Below are 16,440 nucleotides of genomic sequence, written 5' to 3'. Positions count from 1 at the left end.
GCTCTGTACGCTCGTTATCCCTATCGAGGCATGGAATGCAATCTCAGCAGCTCTCAGACGCAGTGCTAAATGCTTATGGCAAGACCGAGCTTTATGCTGCCAAGTTCAAGAAGATTATTGGTGAAGGAAAGTCATTCACTTTTGAGGATTTACCTTTTACGACAAAAGACGACTTGCAGAGATCCTTTCCCTACGGCGCGTTAGGCGTGTCCCTTGCAGATGTTGTCTCGTACCATGAGTCATCCGGAACGAGCGCCGGCAATCCCGATCGATCGCCGCGGTGCCCGTCCTTCTTTACAAGCAAGGACTGGAATAGTGATCTATCGAAGAGATTTCCAGATTGGATAAAACTGGGAAAGCAGGATTCCGTGCTGGTCTCGCTTCCTTATGCATTCACTTCGTCAGCTCACGCGTTCCATCAAGCCGCGCAAAAGGCAGGCGCTATGGCGATAGCAGTCGATTTGGGTAGTCACTATAGCAGTTTGAGGCGACAACTCGACCTGGCGATGAGACTCCAGCCGACGGTATTGGTTACGTCGAACCCGTTTCTTTTTTCGACGCTCGCGATGAAAATGCGGGCCGACGATACTGCGTTCGAAAAGATACGTCACATCCAACTTTGCGGTAGCGCAGTCTCTCAGTCGGCAATGCGCAAAACCGCCGGTTTATATGGAGCAGACTCGGTTGCTCAAACTTATGGAATGTCCGAATTTGGCGCGATTACCTTCACGGGAACCTGCGGCGAATCACATGTTTACGACGACTGCTTCTATGTAGAGATCATCAACCCGAAAACTGGTAATGCGCTTGTTGGCGAGCCGGGTGAGATCGTTATTACGACGATCCGCCGGGAGGGTTCACCTCGTATTCGATACAGGACTGGGGACATTGGCCGTCTCGATACGTCAATCTGCTGTTGCGGTTGCACTTCACCTCGCTTGAAGGTGAGTGGGCGCTTGAGCCAGTTAGCGTTGCTTGGAGAGAGCCGATTGCTACCGACGGATGTCGAACAGATCATTTGCGGGTTTGAAGAGACAACCGGGATGTTCAAACTTGAACTGGTTGACGAGAAAGCTCGTAAAGGAGCGCTAAGCCTCGATGTCAAGAAAGGCATGAACAACGACGATCTACGCTCCAGGCTCCAACAGAAATTTGCAATCTTCTTTGATGAATTGGCGATAGAACTAAAGGAAGTCGGTACCACATTTGAGGCTCTGTTCCGACGATCGGAAGATATCTCCCTCAAGTCGCTGCAAGACTTTGCACGCCCGAACGGCGGAGAGGAAGCATGGCTGGTAACGTATTAAATCCGGCGCGAGAGTCGGATTCGCTTGATAGACTGCGTCAGCTTGCTGAAAGCGCGGCGCGCTCTTTTACCTTGTACCGGCGCCTTTATGAAGGAATCAACCTTCAGGGAATCAGGTCGTCTATCGAATTGCCGTCAATCAACAGACAAGGAGTAGTGACAGATGGTTCCTTGCTCCACGAGGTATGGCTAGAGCGACCACCCTTCTACTTCGAGACAAGTGGCTCAACGGGCGATGCCTTTCCGGTGCTCCCTGATCTCGGGCGCGATCGGGTGGAAGCTTTTGGGGACTTCATTGATTCGTGGATGAAGCTAAGGAACGACCAGATAAGAGTCGCAATGGTTGCGCTGCCCATGGAGATGAACCCGATGGGGCTCAAGTATGTGCTAGGCCTCCGGCACTTGGGGATATCGGTGATTCCTGCGGGCGTACGAAATTTCCTTGCGCCGCCGAGCAAGGTTGTAGACCTATTAATGCGTCGAGAAGTGCAACTGATAGTTGGCAGGCCTCTGGAAATTATCAGATACGCCGAAGCGATTGAGGATGAGGGCGGAAATCCCGCGGGGTTGTCTGTCCGCAAGATCTTCGTCACTGGAGAAATTCTTTCGCGGCGAAAGTGGCAAAGAATTTCAGAACTCTACGGTGACGCGGAGGTGTACTCGACGTACGGGCTGACCGAACTGGATGGTGGGCTCGTTTCCTGCCCTGAAGGAAAGTTCCACATCCCGAAGAATTCGCTCGGCATGTACGTTGAACTCATCGATGACGAATCACGAACTGTCGTGGGGCCGTCCTCCCAAGGCGAAATTGTTCTGACTAACTTGAACCCGCAACCGATGCCGCTGATCCGCTATAAAACGGGCGACCTTGCGGTGCTCCACGAGGAATGTAGTTGTCACCTCGGTACGCCTAGTCTAGAGATCCTCGGCCGTGTCCTTGATCGGGCTGACGTTGGGGGGAAATGCGTCCTCCCTATTCAGATAGAGGAAGCGGTGCTCGGCGACCGCCGGGTCAGCGCCGAGTTCATAGCCAACGTGTGGCAAGACAACTTGCACGTCTTTGTTGAGCAGCGTTCCAGTGAGCGTGTCGCTCGGGCAGAAGTGGAAAGTCAGATTTTCGAGCACGCCGGGGTGCACGCGAAGGTCACCGTTTGCGAACGTGGTCATCTCGCAGACAAACTGGGTATCGCGAAAGAAAAAGGTGGTCGCTTCAGATTCGTGGACACCCAAGAAGAGTTCGCGAGTTTACCTAAAGTCAATTTTGTCGATAGGAGTCTCACCACGTGATTATCGATGCGCATGCTCATCTCGGTTCATCGCCCATGAGCAACATAGAGTTTTACCTGAGAAGCATGGAGCGTTCAGGTACAGACATGACGATCGTCGTACCTGGCAACAAGGTGCATGCCGACCGTCTCGCAGATTTCATGCGTGGAGACGAACCACTGATCAGCCTTGAGCCCGCTAATGAGCTTATCCTTGAGGCTGTCACCGTTCGACCCGACAAGTTCTATGGTTTCGTCGAACTGAACCCTGAATTCAACGACGTTGATAGCTTGGTTGAGGAGTATCTGTCTCATCCCAACATTGTCGGATTCAAGTTAAATCCCCTTATTGCTCGACTGTCATACAGGAACCCTGAGGTGCGGAAGCTGTTCGCGTTCTGCGCGGACAACGAATTGCCGATATACACCCACCTTCTTATGGTGCCGCAAGCGTCGCTGGATGCTTTAGCTGAAATTTATGACAGTTACCGTCCCCCGTTGATCATTGGACACATGGGATTCGCTTCGTCTGATCACGCCGCGGTCGAATTTGCATCCGAGTACGAGCAAATCTATCTGGAGACGTCCACGGGCGCCTTGCCGGCTATACGGACTGCGCTACGTAAGCTCGGTCCAGAACGATTGCTTTTCGGCAGCGAAGGACCGTCTCACAGTCAGAACGTCGAGCTTGCCAAGATCAGAGAGCTCGATATTTCGAATCTGGAACGTGAAGGCATCATGGGCAGAAATGTCCAAAATCTGATCAGTGCCAAGGAGGCGGCCAGTGTAGGCGCTTAATGACATGCATTTGATTGTCCGAAATGTGCACGGTGAGCCGAAGGCAATCAAGATTTTGTATGAGACCTTGGATTGCATCGCCTTCCGGAACACCATGGACGTGGGTGAGCATCTGAAGGAGGAACGCCACGACGTGGACGAAATAATTTTTCGGGTGGCGGGCACTACTCGGCATCGCGTAGGTACGGACGATTTTATCGTCCGTCCGGGTGACCATGTGAAAATCCCTCGGGGAACGTTGCATTCGTGTGTCGTGGTCGGTAATGCGGCTGTCGATCAGGTGACGGTACTGGTCCGCGGCGCAATCCCAGGTTCGTTTTTCACAGAGGGATAATCGTACATGGCGGGAAAATATGCGACTAACCACGATTCGTTGGCAGCGATCATCGACGACATGTTGGTTCATGAGAACCTAGTCGATCGGGTAATAGAAGCTTTTTCGCGCTTTATCAAGCGCGTGGAATTCGATACCGCAAAAAATATTGTCGAAAATAAGCTATTTTTCGAAGCAGCAGATTTGTGGGAAAAGTTTAGTCAAGGGGTTGGTGCGACTTGCATAGAGCAGGCCGAGATGTTGGAGTCGCTCCTGCGTAATGGAGGCATAGACTGCCAGATTGTCCACGCCGACGTTACCGACGTCAGACAGCAAGCGCTGAAATTTGCCTTCATTAGTTTGGTTCACGTGCCGGTGAACGATGATCGATGGATGCTGTTGGACCCTGTTAGGAAGACCTACTATGACTGCAACTCTTCCGGTAGAGCGTGGACGGGAAACGGCGAGGTTCAATTCGTCACCTCGGCCGACAACGAGTACACCTTTGACCGGTACGTCCGTGGGGAGGTCGTCTGGCGCGTGCGGGTGGATAGAAATCTGCCGCGCGGATTCAGACGTGAACGCCTGAGGCGGCTTGTTGAAGAGTTGAATGGGGTGTCCCCGTACGGATTCATCGCGCCGCTCTTTGCCGAGGAACATCACGAGCGCGCGATCTTTTTCGATCCTTATGCCGAAGAGGTGCTTTTGCGGCAGGGTGCAGAAACGTATAGGTTGGATGTTGCCGACTGGGAGCGCGATAGCAAATGCGCGTGGCTCGGATCTCGCATGGAAAAAGTCTGGCCTGCGATTAAACAGATGCGTAGCGCCCCACCCCAAGCGTACGCGGATATGCAGACAAAAATGCAAGGCGAGTTTTTTCAGCGGCTTTAAGTGTCAGCAATCTCATACGAGGAGTTGGGCGATGCCACCTGTAGATTTAGTAAAGTACGATCGTGACGTATTTGACCGACGCTTTATGAATTGTTGGCGTCGGCAGGCGATGGTGGGACTGAAAGACAGAGACGTTCCAGTTGAATTGTTATTTTTCAGATCGCTCGTTTCGACTGATCAAATCTTCGAGCAGATTGTCAAGGAGGGAAGACGTCGGTATGAGTTCACGTCTAGGTTCCTGGACAATTCGGACCTTAACCAATTGGGAGTCAGCCAAGTCATGCTGGAACCCGAGAGGCCGACCGATATCGTCACGATCGCTGAAAGCGCGTGGAGCGTTGACAACGTAGTTCTTCTAGCTGGGGACGTCTTCTACTTGCCTCACTGCCCCGAATTCCGGCAGAAGCATACCGAACACATGATAACCTTAGTCGGTCGTCGTGACGGCGATTGGAGTATCGTAGACGACGGCGGGGGCGGCATCTTGTGCGGCTACTCATATCCGGATCGAGTCGTTTTCGATTTCTTTGAAAACTGCACGATGAAGCGGATGAGAGAGTTTTCGGTCGGAAAATCTCCAGCAAATGCGCGCGGTGACTTCGCGAACACGTTCCTCAGTGTGGTCAGCGATTACACCGACTCGCTTTGGTTCATGAATCAATTCGAAGCATATCTGCAATATCCTTTCTCTTCGCGAATCGAAAAGTCGGAAAGGTTACGAGATTTTTTTTCTATTTATTCGGGGTCGCGTAATAGCTTCGCTCAGTTCTGCAAGATTTTCCCAGAGCTTGGCCCGTTGGTGAACGTGATGGAAGACATAAGCCGGCAAGCTCACGCCACGCAAAAGCGAATTGCTGGCAAGGGTGGGGATTTCGAGGGCGACGACGCTACCGTCTCATTCGCGTCCGGATTATTCGATGAAATCGCGCGCGTTGAGCGATACGTGAAGACGTTCTTGACGGAACTAGCGAGCTTAGACAGTCGCTTGGATCAGCAGGGCGTTCAGCAACAAGTTATATGAAAAGTCGAAATTTCATGAAAGGCGTTCTTCAGTCGCCCTACGGCCTTCTCTTGAGGAAGCAGGAATTCTCTGTTTACTTTTTGGCACAGTTAGTTGGGACTGCCTGCGACGGATTGTTCGGGGCACTGGTAGTGTTCAGCGCCATCTCGCACCAAGCTGGGGCGACGGAGATCGGCTTTCTGACGTTTTGTAACGTGTTTCCGCGTGTAGTGATTCGGCCTGTCGCAGGCGTTTTCGCTGATCGTTGGGATAAAAAGAAGATCCTGCTTCTCGCTGAGACAGGAAAGGTTATTGTGGTCGTCGCGCTTGCATTTTTCTTGCACCTAGGGCGGGACGGCACAGCGACGCTTGCGGCGGCGAGCTTGCTTATTTCGTCTCTCTTCTCGGTTAGCTCTCCTGCTGGCAGGGCGTACGTCGGTGATGTGGTCGAGGCGCAGGACGCCCAGCCCGCAAACGGATTGTTACAAAGTAGCTTTTGGCCCGCCTACTTTATCGGTGCGGGAATTCAATCGGCGTTACTGGCGTACCTTAGCATTCAAGCGGCCTTTTACGTTGTAGGGTGTGCGTTGACGGTGAGTGGGACGTTGCTTACCCTATTGCCAGCGGCAGGACGTGTGCCGCAGGGGAAAACATGGAGTTTTGCGTCTGACCTGCTGAATGGCTACCGTTCTCTGGCCGCCGATAAACTGCTCCACGATCGTGTCATCACTTACGCCATTTATACATTTTTCTGGCGAGGCGTGTTGCAGGTTTGCATACCCGTTGCACTACGTGACAAGTCTCCTTCGCATGCCGATGTGTATGGCGTACTCATGCTGACGAACGGTATCTTGGAGATGCTCATCACTTTATGGATCGGGCGCAGGTTGTCGTCCAACCCGCTAAGGCTCGCCCATCTCAGCGAGGGCATTCTGGGAATTGTTTTTGTTCTCCTTGCGGTTACCTACGTAGTCAGCGCTCCAATAGCAACATTGTTCGGGATAGTAGCACTGGTCAGCTGGTCCGCCGCTTGCACCGATGTCCCAGTACTGACTGTGATTCAGCGTCAGGTAAGCCGGGAAAACCAGGGGAAAGTCATGAGTCTCTGGTTCTCGGTTGGATCTTTGGGTGGCGCGCTGGGTACACTCAGCGTTGGCGTAGCTATGCCTTATGTCAGAACAGATTTGGCCATGTGTGCGGTTGGTGCAACGCTTCTAACGTTTTGTGTCTGGTCGCAAGTGAAGATTGCCCGATTTTCGGCCCGGGACCCGGCATAGCGGTCGTTATGCGGCATTTTACAATTAATGAGGTCATCGAATGTTTGACGGATCCGTGGTTGCGCTGGTTACTCCCATGTTTGCTGATGGTTCGATAGACTGGGATTCACTATCAGGACTGGTTGATTTTCATGCCTCGAACGGCACTGCCGGAATCGTAAGTGTCGGAACGACAGGGGAATCGCCGACTCTGGATGTCGATGAGCATCTGCGCGTGATAGAAAGGACAATTAAGGCTGCGAACGGAAGAGTTCCGGTCATCGCTGGGGCTGGAGCAAACTCGACTCGGGAAGCAGTTGTACTTACGGAGGCGGTCACGGCGCTCGGTTGTCAAGGTATCCTTTCAGTGACGCCTTACTACAACAAACCGACGCAAAGAGGCTTGGTGGAACACTATGTGCGGGTGGCGAATTCAACCGATCTGCCGGTGATCCTTTATAACGTCCCGAGCAGAACCGGTACCGATATGTTGCCGGTAAGCGTTCAGGAAGCGGCCAACCGATGCAAGAATATCGTAGGCATTAAAGAGGCCAGCGGAGCGGCGACGGCGAGTCGGACCGTCGAGCTGTTGGAACGCTGCGGCAAAACGTTCAATGTGTTCAGCGGTGAAGACAAGTTTGCTTGTGACGCTATTCTGGCAGGTGCCAGGGGCGTTATATCAGTGACGGCAAACGTAGTTCCCCGGTTAATGGCTGAGATGTGCAGATATGCGCTTGCTGGAGATCCGGGAGCAGCTCGAGATACGGACCGCCTGCTCGCCGGGTTGCACAATCAACTTTTTGTTGAACCGAATCCTATACCGGTCAAGTGGGTTCTGCATCGAATGGGCCTGATCGATTCGGGAATTAGATTGCCGATGACGTGGCTATCAAATGAGCACGAACCGTCCCTGGCGTCTGTATTGGATGAGTTGGAAGAGACTTAGCGCCACGGTTTTGCATTGGAAATGATTTGCCTTGCGTTTTCAATCCACGAACGATAGGGATCCAGATATCGAGTACCTTAATTGTATTAGCCTGGACCGGACCTGACAGGGCTTGTAAGCCAGAACTGCAGAAATTTTCGAAATTGTTTTGATTCAGCGAGTTAGCCTCTGTTTGCGGGCGGCAAAGGCCTGATTCATTTGCCGCGCGCGTTGGATTTCGTCGCCATGCAGGTAGATCGAAGTCGTCGCGATTGAAGCATGTCGAAGGTTGTCGCGTACAGTCGTCAATTCAGCACCACGTATGAGAGCATGGCTCGCATGACTGTGGCGCATCCAGTGAGAGCTCGCGCGGCACAGCTTGTCGGCGGTCGCAGGCTGTTCGGGCTGGATTACGTCGGCTGCCTGCATGAAGAATCGTCGCATCACGCGCCACAGGCGGGAGCCAGCAATGCCGGCGTTACCGTCCTCGCCAAGGCTGGCGACCAGCGGCGTCTTCGGATTCCAGCGTTCCGGCGTAACTGGGAGTTTTCGCCGGACGAGATACTGGTCGAGCGCAGTACGCGCAAGCGGCGGCAACGCCACCTTGCCGGGCTTGCCACCCTTGCCGACCAGATGCAGCCAGTGATCGCCGCGCTCGTCAACACGGACATCGGCCAGCACGGCGCCAATCAGTTCGCTTGCGCGCAGGCCCGTCGCATAGCCGAAGTCCAGCAGGAAACGTAGTCGCTGTCCCGCCGGCTCAGACCACCCGTACGACCACTCGAGGCTGTCCGCGATTGCGCGTAGCAGCGCCCATTCGCCTTCTCGTAAAGGGTCGCCATTCAACCGAATCGCGCGATCGAGGCGGACCAACCCAGCGCTCGCGAGGTGTCGGCCGGCGCAGGAAGGCACGGTACGCGATCGCATCATCGGTCGTCAGCGAGGACAGTGCCCGTCCGCGTTCGACGATGGCCCACAGGATCAGGCGCTCGGCTTCCTTCCTGTAGGCGCGTTGCGTGGCTGCGGTCTCGTGTAGTGCGAGCCACGCCTGCACCGCCTCGTAGTCGTTTGTCGCGTTCAGCGTGCAGGCATGCCGCGGTGCCCGGAAGCTGCACCGCGAGCCATCGACCTCGTGAGGCAGGTTCAATTGTTCCCACGGCACGATGCCGCTCGGTTGCGCGACGGCGATCAAGGCTCGGGCGCGTTCGGAAAGCTGCGGATGAAACGCGAAGAACGCTTCGATCTGTCGCGCGACCGTCACGCCCCAGCCCTTCGATTACTGTCCACCAGCGGCGCCGCCGTGGAATCCGCACGGCGACCGGCCGCTTTCGCTGGACCTGGCCGACCGCAGCCGCGCTCGCGGCCACCGGTTCGCTGACGGGATTGATGACGGGGATGCTCGGTGTCGGCGGCGGCGTCATCATCGTGCCGATGATGCGCAAGCTGACGGACCTGTCGATGCACGGTATCGTCGCGACTTCGCTGATGGTGATCGCACTCGTCGACAGTGGCGGCGTTCTCGCGACGGCCACGCACGGCGCAACGCTTCCACTCGAAGTCGCGTTGTGGTTCACTGGCGCCACCGCCGCCGGTATGCTCAGCGGACGGCTTGCATCGCATCACATCGCCGCGCGTCAGGTGCAACTGGGCTTTGCGAGCATCCTCGTCTGCGTGGCGCTCTGCCTGCTGGTCAAAGCGGCGCTGATGTAAGCGCTGCCGCTTCCCTCCAACCCACACGACAGTCAACCTGAACGATGATCGATCTCGACCATTTCACCCCGCTCGCGTCCCTGTGCGGAGGCCTGCTGATCGGCGCCGTGGCTGCGGCGATGGTGCTTTTGCTGGGCCGCATCGCCGGAATCAGCGGGATAGTCGGCGGCCTGCTGCGCTGGACCAGGCAAGACGGCGCATGGCGCGTCGCCTTCGTTGCCGGGCTGGTCGCTGCCGCGGTAATCGCGCGCGCGGTCGGTGCGCCCGTCGCGATCACCGTCGACGCGTCGTGGCCGGCCGTGATCGCGGCCGGCTTTCTGGTCGGCATCGGCACCCGCTATGGCAGCGGTTGCACGAGCGGACACGGCGTGTGTGGCATTTCACGCGGCGCCACGCGCTCGCTCGTAGCGACGGCGACGTTCATGGCGGCCGGCTTCGTCACCGTCTATATCATGCGACATCTTCTCGGAGCCTAGGATGGCAACAGTCGTTTCATTCGTATGCGGGCTGCTGTTCGGCTTCGGCCTGCTGTTGTCGGGCATGGCCAACCCCGCCAAAGTGCTGGGCTTCCTCGATTTCGCAGGACGCTGGGACCCGTCGCTCGCGTTCGTGATGATCGGCGCGGTGGCTGTCGCAGCAATCGGCTTCGCGATCGCGAAGCGCCGCGGCAAGTCGCTGCTCGGATTGCCGATGCAGATTCCCGCGTCAACGCCCGTCACGCGAAGGCTGATGGTGGGCAGCCTCGCGTTCGGCGTCGGTTGGGGAATTGCAGGGTTCTGTCCCGGCCCGGCGCTCGTCGCGCTCGGACTCGGGTCGGTGAAAGCGTGGGTGTTCGTGGCGGCGATGATCGCGGGAATGGCCGTCTTCGAGTGGTTGGAACGGCGCAGACAGGCGGCCTTGGCGACTGCCCCTTAACCTGGCCTTAAGGCGCGGCCGTGTACGATCTGTTTCGACTGAATCCAACTCACAGGCTCCCCTATGCAAGTCTCCACTGAACACCGCTATGACATCGTCGCACGTTTGTTCCATTGGCTCGTCGTCGGGCTGGTTGCCGCGCAGTTCGTGATCGGCTGGACGATGCCCGACGTGCACCGCGATACCGTGCCGGACGGCGAAATCGCCTGGCACCTTGGCGTCGGCACCGCACTGCTCGCAGCGATGGTGTTGCGGGTGCTGTGGCGCGTGACTCATCGGTCGCCGCCGGACAACCTGCCACCGCTGTTTCGCGCCGCTTCGAAGCTCACGCACCTCGCGCTGTATGTGCTGCTCGTGCTGGTGCCGCTGCTCGGCTGGATCAACGCTTCGTCGCGCACATGGACGGTCCGCCTCGCCGGACTTGCTTCGTTGCCCTCACTGTCGGCACCGGGTTCGTCATTCGGACATGCGATGGGCGATGTTCACGGCGTCCTCGCCTGGGTGCTGTTCGGCGTGATCTGCCTGCATATCGCAGCGGCGATGTTTCATCAGTTCGTCGCCGGCGACCGCGTTCTGCAGCGCATGAAGATCTAGCGCGACACATATCGCCCAAGCTGGAACGACTTGATTTCCGCCATGTCCTGAGTGACGACATAAGGTCCGAATATTCCGGCCTACGCGGCGAGCCTGATGAGCGAGCTGCAAAGTGGCTCGTCTTGAGAGCCCCCCGCGCGACGACTTCACTCTAGCTGTGCGACGCCAAAGAGCGGCGCCTCGCCGCTCTTTGGTTCGTCGTATTTAACGCGGATCCGACAGCGTCTGATTGAGCGTCTGCCCAGCGATGATCACGTTCTGCAACGTAATGTCGTGCACGTTGTAGAGGTAGATCGGACCCGGCGTGCTGGCGCTCGCGGGGCCTGCGGCCACAGGCGTGCCGAAGTCGCAGTTGGAAATCGTCACTCCCGTGATTGCCGGTACGGTCGGCGCAGGCGCCGGACCGTTGTAGTCGAACGCAACTGGACCTTGCGCAACGACGGCCTGGAAACAGGAGCCGGTTGTACTGCCCAATGTCACGTTCGAAGCATTGACGTTCGTGATGTTGACGTTGTCAATGAGCGCGGGGCGTGTGCGAATCGCATCGGCGGCAGGCTGGTAATCGCAATCGAACGTGATCAGGCCGCCTTGAGACGCGGACGGGTTGGCGGCTGTTGCGGTGGCCACACCGATGGGCACGGTGCCGTTGATCGGACTGCCCGTCAGCATCTTGCTGCCGTAGCCTCCACCTGTCAGGCTCACGCCGTGCGGGAGCGTGACGCCGTTCACGTAGAAGTTCTTGACGTAGCCTCCACGGTTCATGTTCGTCTTGATACGGATCGCGATGTTCAGCGAATTCGTTGCCCAGAACTGATTGAGCATGGTCAGATTGCGCGCGTAGATGTTCTGCACGCCGCCACCCATCTCGCTGCCGAGCGTAATGCCGCCGTGACCGCTATTCATCATGCAGTTCTGGATCACATGGTTCTGCGCGGGTCCGTACTCCGTGTCGAGATCCTTGCCTGACTTGATCGCGATGCAGTCGTCGCCGGTGTTGAACGTTACGCTGTCGCACAGCACCGTGTTGCAGGCGTCGGGGTCGAAGCCGTCGTTGTTCGGTCCGATACTGTCGGCTGTCACGCCACGGATCACGACGTTCGTGCAGTCCGTCGGATGATGCTGCCAGAACGGCGTATTGTTGGTTCGGTAGTTTTCCATCAGCACGTTCGTGCAACCGATGAACTCAACCATACACGGCCGCAGATAGTGGCCGAGACCAAAGATGCGCTGCGCGACCGGCACGCCCGCTTCGGAGAGCGCCGGCAGGTAGTTCTGGTCTTGCTGCCACGGCGTAGCCGGATTGGTCAATAGCGTGTAGAGCGAGGCCGAAATGGTAGGGGCGACCACCATCAGATCGACGTTGTTCGGATTCATATAGGCCTGGGACGGCGTGGTCGACCCCGCGCAGCCGTACGCGCCGCTGGAACCCTTGTAGGTCCACCAGCAAGTGCTGGTGTTTCCGCTTCCGGCGAACGGCGTCATCGCCTGACCGTTCAGCACCGAGGTCGGGCCCTCGCCAGTCAGCGCGATGTTGTTCGCATTTCGCGCGTACACGGGCGAGCCGAAGTTCAGGCAGTCGTTCGCCTGCCAGCGGCTGTAGTACAGATTGCCGTTGGCGCCGCAGTTGACCGGACCGTCCTTCGCATAGTCGGCGGGATTCGGGCTGAAATAGATCGTGCAGTTCGCGCTCAGATGGAAGTTGACGTTGCTCTGCAGCACGATGGGACCCGCGCAATACCACGTGCCCGCCGGCACCACGACCCGGCCGCCACCGGCTGCACTGCAGGCTGCGATTGCCGCGAGGAAAGCGGGACGTGAATCGAACGATCCCGGTGCGTTGGTCGCGCCCGCCCCCGTACTCAGGGGCGATGAACTTCCGGTGTAGGGGTTGGCCTGGGCAATGACCGCGCACGGTTGCGCACCGTACTGTTCGACCTGGAAATCGACGGCCGGGAACGCGCTCTGCGTGATTTTCTGCAGCGCATTAATGATGTTCGTCGCTGAGCCGTTGGGACCCCAGATCGGGTCGGCCGCAGCCGTTGACGGCGTGCTTCCCGTCGCTGGCGTGGAACTACTGCTTCCGCCTGCCGCGGCAGCGGAAACTCCGCCGCCGCAAGCCTGCAGGAGTGCGCTGCCGGCGAGCGCGCCTCCGAGGCCAATGAAGCCACGGCGCGAAATGCGCAAGGTGTCGCCCGTTGCGGGCGCATTTTTATCAAGATCGCACGACAGCTTGGACATGGAGTCCCCTCCGGACAAATAGTTGTAGGCGCACGAGAGAATCGTCATCGCGCATGTTGTATGACAAGTCTAGAAGAGTAAAGACAAGACGCGGGTCAGTACACACGGTGGAAACCCTTACTAAATGTTTCCTCGACAGCATTCGCGAGGAGTGAAGAGGGTTCGGGTCGCTTTTGGAAACTCGCGCAGGCGCTTCGACTAGAATAATTTCGACGTGCGGCTCCGGATTCGATGCACCACACCCGTTAATAGGTATCGCCATGAACGACGGAAGGCTCGTACTGCATGCGCGACATCGGGTTGAGGGCGGCGGCCTGCTGGTCGCCGCAGCCTGCTGCCAGGCTGCCAATAGGCACAGCGCTTTGCATATAAGCGATCGATGAAATCGCGATCCGCCGCCTGCACTGCTGTCCTGACGATCGCAACGTGCATTGCGGGCATCATGCAGACCTCACCAGTAGCGGCACAGGCATGGCGCGACCTCGCGCCGCAACCCGCACCGCAGGCGCCGCGAAGCGCGTCGTCACCCTCCTCCCCGGAAGCGCAGGCCGAGTCCGCACGGATCGCTGTCGAGCGGCTTGCCGGGCTCGTCTTCGAACCAGCCGGCGCGTCCGCGGCAGCATCGCCGAGGCAGCAAGGTCGTATCGTCGCGCAAGGATTGCCCGTACTCGACGCCGCCTTCCTGCGGAGCTTCGCCACGGACCTCGACAAGCCGCTGACCTTCGGCCGCCTCGCCGAGATACGCCGCGCCGTGGTCGCGCGTTATCGGGCGGCGGGAAAGCCGCTCGTCGACGTCTACGTGCCGGAACAGGACGTGAGCTCGGGTGTCGTGCGTATCGCCATTGCCGAATTCAGACTGGGTCGGGTTCATGCCAGCGGCAACACCTACTTTTCGAGCAGGCTTCTCGAACGTGAAATGCCGCTCGAGCCCGGCGGACCGATCCTGCAATCGGCGGTCTCGAAGGGACTTGCGGTGCTCAACGCGAATCCTTATCGACGGGTCGATGCTGTTTTTGCGCCCGGTGAGGCCGCCGACACGACCGACGTCGTGTTGCAAACCGAAGACCGGCTGCCGCTTCGCGTAAGCGCGGGTTACGACAATGAAGGCGTGCCGGAGCTCGGCCGTGATCGGTTCTTTGCAGGCATAGGCTACGGCAACCTGCTTGGTCTCGATCAGCAGATCGCCTATCAATTCACGGCCAGCAACGATTTTTTCAGCGGCAATCCGAATATCGAAGGCCGCCCGAACCGCGCCCGCTTCACCGCGCACGCGCTGAACTACACGGCGCCGCTGCCTTGGCTCGACAGTATCGAGTTGTTCGGCGTCTACGCGCAGAGCACGCCACGGTTGCCCGACACGTATGGGCAAACGGGCATTTCTGCGCAGCTCAGCTTTCGCTACGACTTGCGTCTGCCGACCATCACGGACACGACACAGTTGATCCAGATCGGATACGACTTCAAGCGCAGCAACAACGATCTGGAATTTGGCGGCTCCCAGGTTTTCAACTCGAATACGCACATACATCAGTTCGTGTTGTCTTACGACATCAGCAAACCGACCGAGGCTGGCACGGCGCACGCCGCGGCGACACTCGTCGCCAGTCCGGGCGGACTGGATGGCAACAATCAGGATTCGGCATTTAACGCCGCGCGGCAGGGCGCGACGGCCCGCTACGTCTATATGCAGTTGACAGCGTCTCGTGCCACCGCGCTTGGGGCTGGCTTCACGCTGATCACGAACGGAACGTTCCAGTGGACGCCGAACACGTTATTACCGAGCGAGGAGATGGGGCTCGGCGGGGAGTCCAGTGTGCGAGGCTACGACCCATACGTCACGCTGGGCGATCGCGGCTGGAACATTCAGACCGAGGTGCGCACGCCTGCGATCTCGCTCGGCGCGAGCAACGCAGTCGTGCAACCCTTTGTGTTTTTCGATGCGGGCCGCGTATGGAGCACGATCGACCAGCCGGCCGAAACTAACCCCGGTCTGCTCGCGGGCGTCGGCGCGGGCGTGCGCGTCCAATGGTCGAGATTCGTGGATTTGCGCTGCACCTATGGCGCGCCATTACGCTCGGCGACACCTAACGGTTCGAAGGCGCCGATCGTGCTCTTGTACGTGTCGGTCGGAACGTGAGCCGTCGATAGATGCCCCATGTTCGACACGGCCCGCCGCCGTGTCTGCCTTCATTGCGCCGTCAGCCGGCCGAGTCCGAGCCCTGCTCGGGCTCCCAACCGCGCGCGGCGGCGAGACAGGCGCGGACTTCTTCATCGGTCGTCTGGTCGAAATTCACATAGAACCCGCCGATCCCCATCAACCAATCCGGCTGCAGCACGCTCACGAACGCGTGCGCGATTCCTTCGAATGCCGTGCACGCATCGGATTGCGACACCGGGACCGCCACCACGATCCGAGCGGGATGTCTGCTGCGGAGCGCGTCTAGCGCCGCATGCATCGATGCCCCCGTCGCGATGCCGTCGTCGACCACGATCACCGTCTTGCCCTGTACTGGCACCGGCGGGCATTCCCCACGGTACGCCAGTTCCCTGCGCGCGAGTTCGGCTGTTTCGCGCGCGATCACGTCGGCCAATTGGGCGTCACGGATTTGCAGTTCGCGAAGCACCGACCTTTCCAGATGAAGGGCGCCCCCCGTCGCGATGGCGCCCATCGCCAGTTCCTCGTCTTGCGGCGCCCCAAGCTTTCTGACGACGAGAACGTCGAGCTTCGCATGCAATGCCCGTGCGACTTCGAACGCGACAGGAACGCCGCCGCGCGGCAGAGCCAGCACCACCAGATCGCCGCGACCCTGATAGTCGCGCAGTGCGTGGGCCAGCTGTCTGCCAGCGTCGGCGCGGTCGCGAAACAGGTTGCCCATCGCTTTTCCTCCCGCAACGTCGGTGCGCGTTGCCAGAGCCACTATGCCATCAATCGGCCGCATCAAGCGTCCTCCTGAACGGAGAAGTTTTCACGGGTCTCGCCGGCGATGCCGATACCCCACCGCTTCCGAAGCACGTGCCCGAGAACCCCGGGGCGCCATCCGACGAAAACCCCGGCACGAATGCGAACTCGTCGTTGACCGTGATCAGAAAATCACGGTTGTAGCGCGATGGCGCGAAGATCGTCACCGAGCGGAAGAACTGCGACGTCTGGAACGGACGGTCGAGGTCCAGGCACTGCGTCGGGACCATGACGCGGCACGGCGTGCAGAACATGCCGGAATGCCCGCGA

Annotated in this window: 16 protein-coding genes and 2 pseudogenes; 13 read left to right on the top strand and 5 right to left on the bottom strand. The window is 58.2% G+C overall.

Translation table 11 applies throughout. The features are described 5' to 3' along the window. Positions 1–35: 35 nt before the first annotated feature. From OKW38_RS06490 to dapA, 8 genes are read left to right on the top strand one after another with little or no spacing between them, the layout of a single operon-like run. A complete protein-coding gene (locus OKW38_RS06490) occupies positions 36–1,307 on the top strand; it encodes a phenylacetate--CoA ligase family protein (protein WP_429360571.1) in 1,272 nt (423 codons plus the stop codon). Then, positions 1,289–2,593, top strand: a complete 1,305-nt coding sequence (locus OKW38_RS06485; protein WP_429360569.1) for a phenylacetate--CoA ligase family protein — start codon at positions 1,289–1,291, stop codon at positions 2,591–2,593. Before OKW38_RS06490 ends, OKW38_RS06485 begins: the two co-directional genes overlap by 19 nt. Further along, the gene (locus tag OKW38_RS06480; RefSeq protein WP_429360567.1) at positions 2,590–3,369 is read left to right on the top strand and encodes an amidohydrolase family protein; all 780 of its coding nucleotides are present in this window, start codon (positions 2,590–2,592) and stop codon (positions 3,367–3,369) included. The genes OKW38_RS06485 and OKW38_RS06480 overlap by 4 nt, the downstream gene beginning before the upstream one ends. 4 nt (positions 3,370–3,373) lie before the next feature. Beyond that, positions 3,374–3,703, top strand: coding sequence for a cupin domain-containing protein (locus OKW38_RS06475; RefSeq protein WP_429360566.1), 330 nt, complete (start codon positions 3,374–3,376; stop codon positions 3,701–3,703). A gap of 6 nt (positions 3,704–3,709) precedes the next feature. Further along, positions 3,710–4,573, top strand: coding sequence for a hypothetical protein (locus tag OKW38_RS06470; protein ID WP_187611919.1), 864 nt, complete (start codon positions 3,710–3,712; stop codon positions 4,571–4,573). A 31-nt stretch (positions 4,574–4,604) separates the two neighbouring features. Next, complete coding sequence (locus OKW38_RS06465; RefSeq protein WP_429360565.1) at positions 4,605–5,594, top strand: hypothetical protein; 990 nt, start codon at positions 4,605–4,607, stop codon at positions 5,592–5,594. Positions 5,595–5,608: 14 nt separating this feature from the next. After that, complete coding sequence (locus OKW38_RS06460) at positions 5,609–6,850, top strand: MFS transporter (protein ID WP_187611917.1); 1,242 nt, start codon at positions 5,609–5,611, stop codon at positions 6,848–6,850. A gap of 40 nt (positions 6,851–6,890) precedes the next feature. Next, a complete protein-coding gene (gene dapA / locus OKW38_RS06455; protein WP_429360564.1) occupies positions 6,891–7,775 on the top strand; it encodes a 4-hydroxy-tetrahydrodipicolinate synthase in 885 nt (294 codons plus the stop codon). Positions 7,776–7,928: 153 nt separating this feature from the next. Here dapA and OKW38_RS06450 read toward each other — a convergent pair. After that, a pseudogene (locus OKW38_RS06450) lies at positions 7,929–9,199 on the bottom strand (tyrosine-type recombinase/integrase); the annotation flags it as partial. Between OKW38_RS06450 and OKW38_RS06445 the strand changes: the two are divergent. The 4 genes and pseudogenes from OKW38_RS06445 to OKW38_RS06430 form a co-directional block, all read left to right on the top strand. Beyond that, positions 9,114–9,464, top strand: a pseudogene (locus OKW38_RS06445) (sulfite exporter TauE/SafE family protein); the annotation flags it as partial. The pseudogenes OKW38_RS06450 and OKW38_RS06445 overlap by 86 nt on opposite strands. A gap of 44 nt (positions 9,465–9,508) precedes the next feature. After that, entirely contained in the window at positions 9,509–9,940 is a 432-nt protein-coding gene (locus OKW38_RS06440) for a YeeE/YedE family protein (RefSeq protein WP_090811497.1), read from the top strand. 1 nt (position 9,941) lies between these two features. After that, the gene (locus tag OKW38_RS06435) at positions 9,942–10,379 is read left to right on the top strand and encodes a DUF6691 family protein (protein ID WP_429360563.1); all 438 of its coding nucleotides are present in this window, start codon (positions 9,942–9,944) and stop codon (positions 10,377–10,379) included. A 63-nt stretch (positions 10,380–10,442) separates the two neighbouring features. After that, entirely contained in the window at positions 10,443–10,973 is a 531-nt protein-coding gene (locus tag OKW38_RS06430; RefSeq protein WP_429360561.1) for a cytochrome b, read from the top strand. Between the two features lie 204 nt (positions 10,974–11,177). On the opposite strand, the gene OKW38_RS06425 is transcribed toward OKW38_RS06430, so the two are convergent. Further along, positions 11,178–13,211 carry a glycoside hydrolase family 28 protein gene (locus OKW38_RS06425; RefSeq protein WP_429360560.1) on the bottom strand — a complete coding sequence of 678 codons (2,034 nt, stop codon included), beginning with the start codon at positions 13,209–13,211 and terminating at the stop codon, positions 11,178–11,180. 245 nt (positions 13,212–13,456) lie between these two features. After that, the gene (locus OKW38_RS06420) at positions 13,457–13,579 is read right to left on the bottom strand and encodes a hypothetical protein (RefSeq protein WP_262421512.1); all 123 of its coding nucleotides are present in this window, start codon (positions 13,577–13,579) and stop codon (positions 13,457–13,459) included. Between the two features lie 74 nt (positions 13,580–13,653). Here OKW38_RS06420 and OKW38_RS06415 point away from each other — a divergent pair, with 74 nt between their 5' ends. Next, a complete protein-coding gene (locus tag OKW38_RS06415; protein WP_429360558.1) occupies positions 13,654–15,348 on the top strand; it encodes a ShlB/FhaC/HecB family hemolysin secretion/activation protein in 1,695 nt (564 codons plus the stop codon). A gap of 61 nt (positions 15,349–15,409) precedes the next feature. Here OKW38_RS06415 and OKW38_RS06410 read toward each other — a convergent pair whose 3' ends face one another. Together OKW38_RS06410 and OKW38_RS06405 are read right to left on the bottom strand one after the other, a co-directional pair. Further along, positions 15,410–16,087, bottom strand: coding sequence for a phosphoribosyltransferase (locus tag OKW38_RS06410; protein ID WP_429360712.1), 678 nt, complete (start codon positions 16,085–16,087; stop codon positions 15,410–15,412). A gap of 49 nt (positions 16,088–16,136) precedes the next feature. Then, entirely contained in the window at positions 16,137–16,400 is a 264-nt protein-coding gene (locus OKW38_RS06405; RefSeq protein WP_429360557.1) for a hypothetical protein, read from the bottom strand. Positions 16,401–16,440 lie beyond the last annotated feature (40 nt).

The organism is Paraburkholderia sp. MM5496-R1 (genome assembly GCF_050436205.1).
In the GTDB taxonomy this organism is placed as follows: Bacteria; Pseudomonadota; Gammaproteobacteria; order Burkholderiales; family Burkholderiaceae; genus Paraburkholderia; species Paraburkholderia tuberum.
The sequence above is the reverse complement of the archived record's forward strand: the minus strand, read 5'-3'. Positions and strand labels throughout refer to the sequence as shown.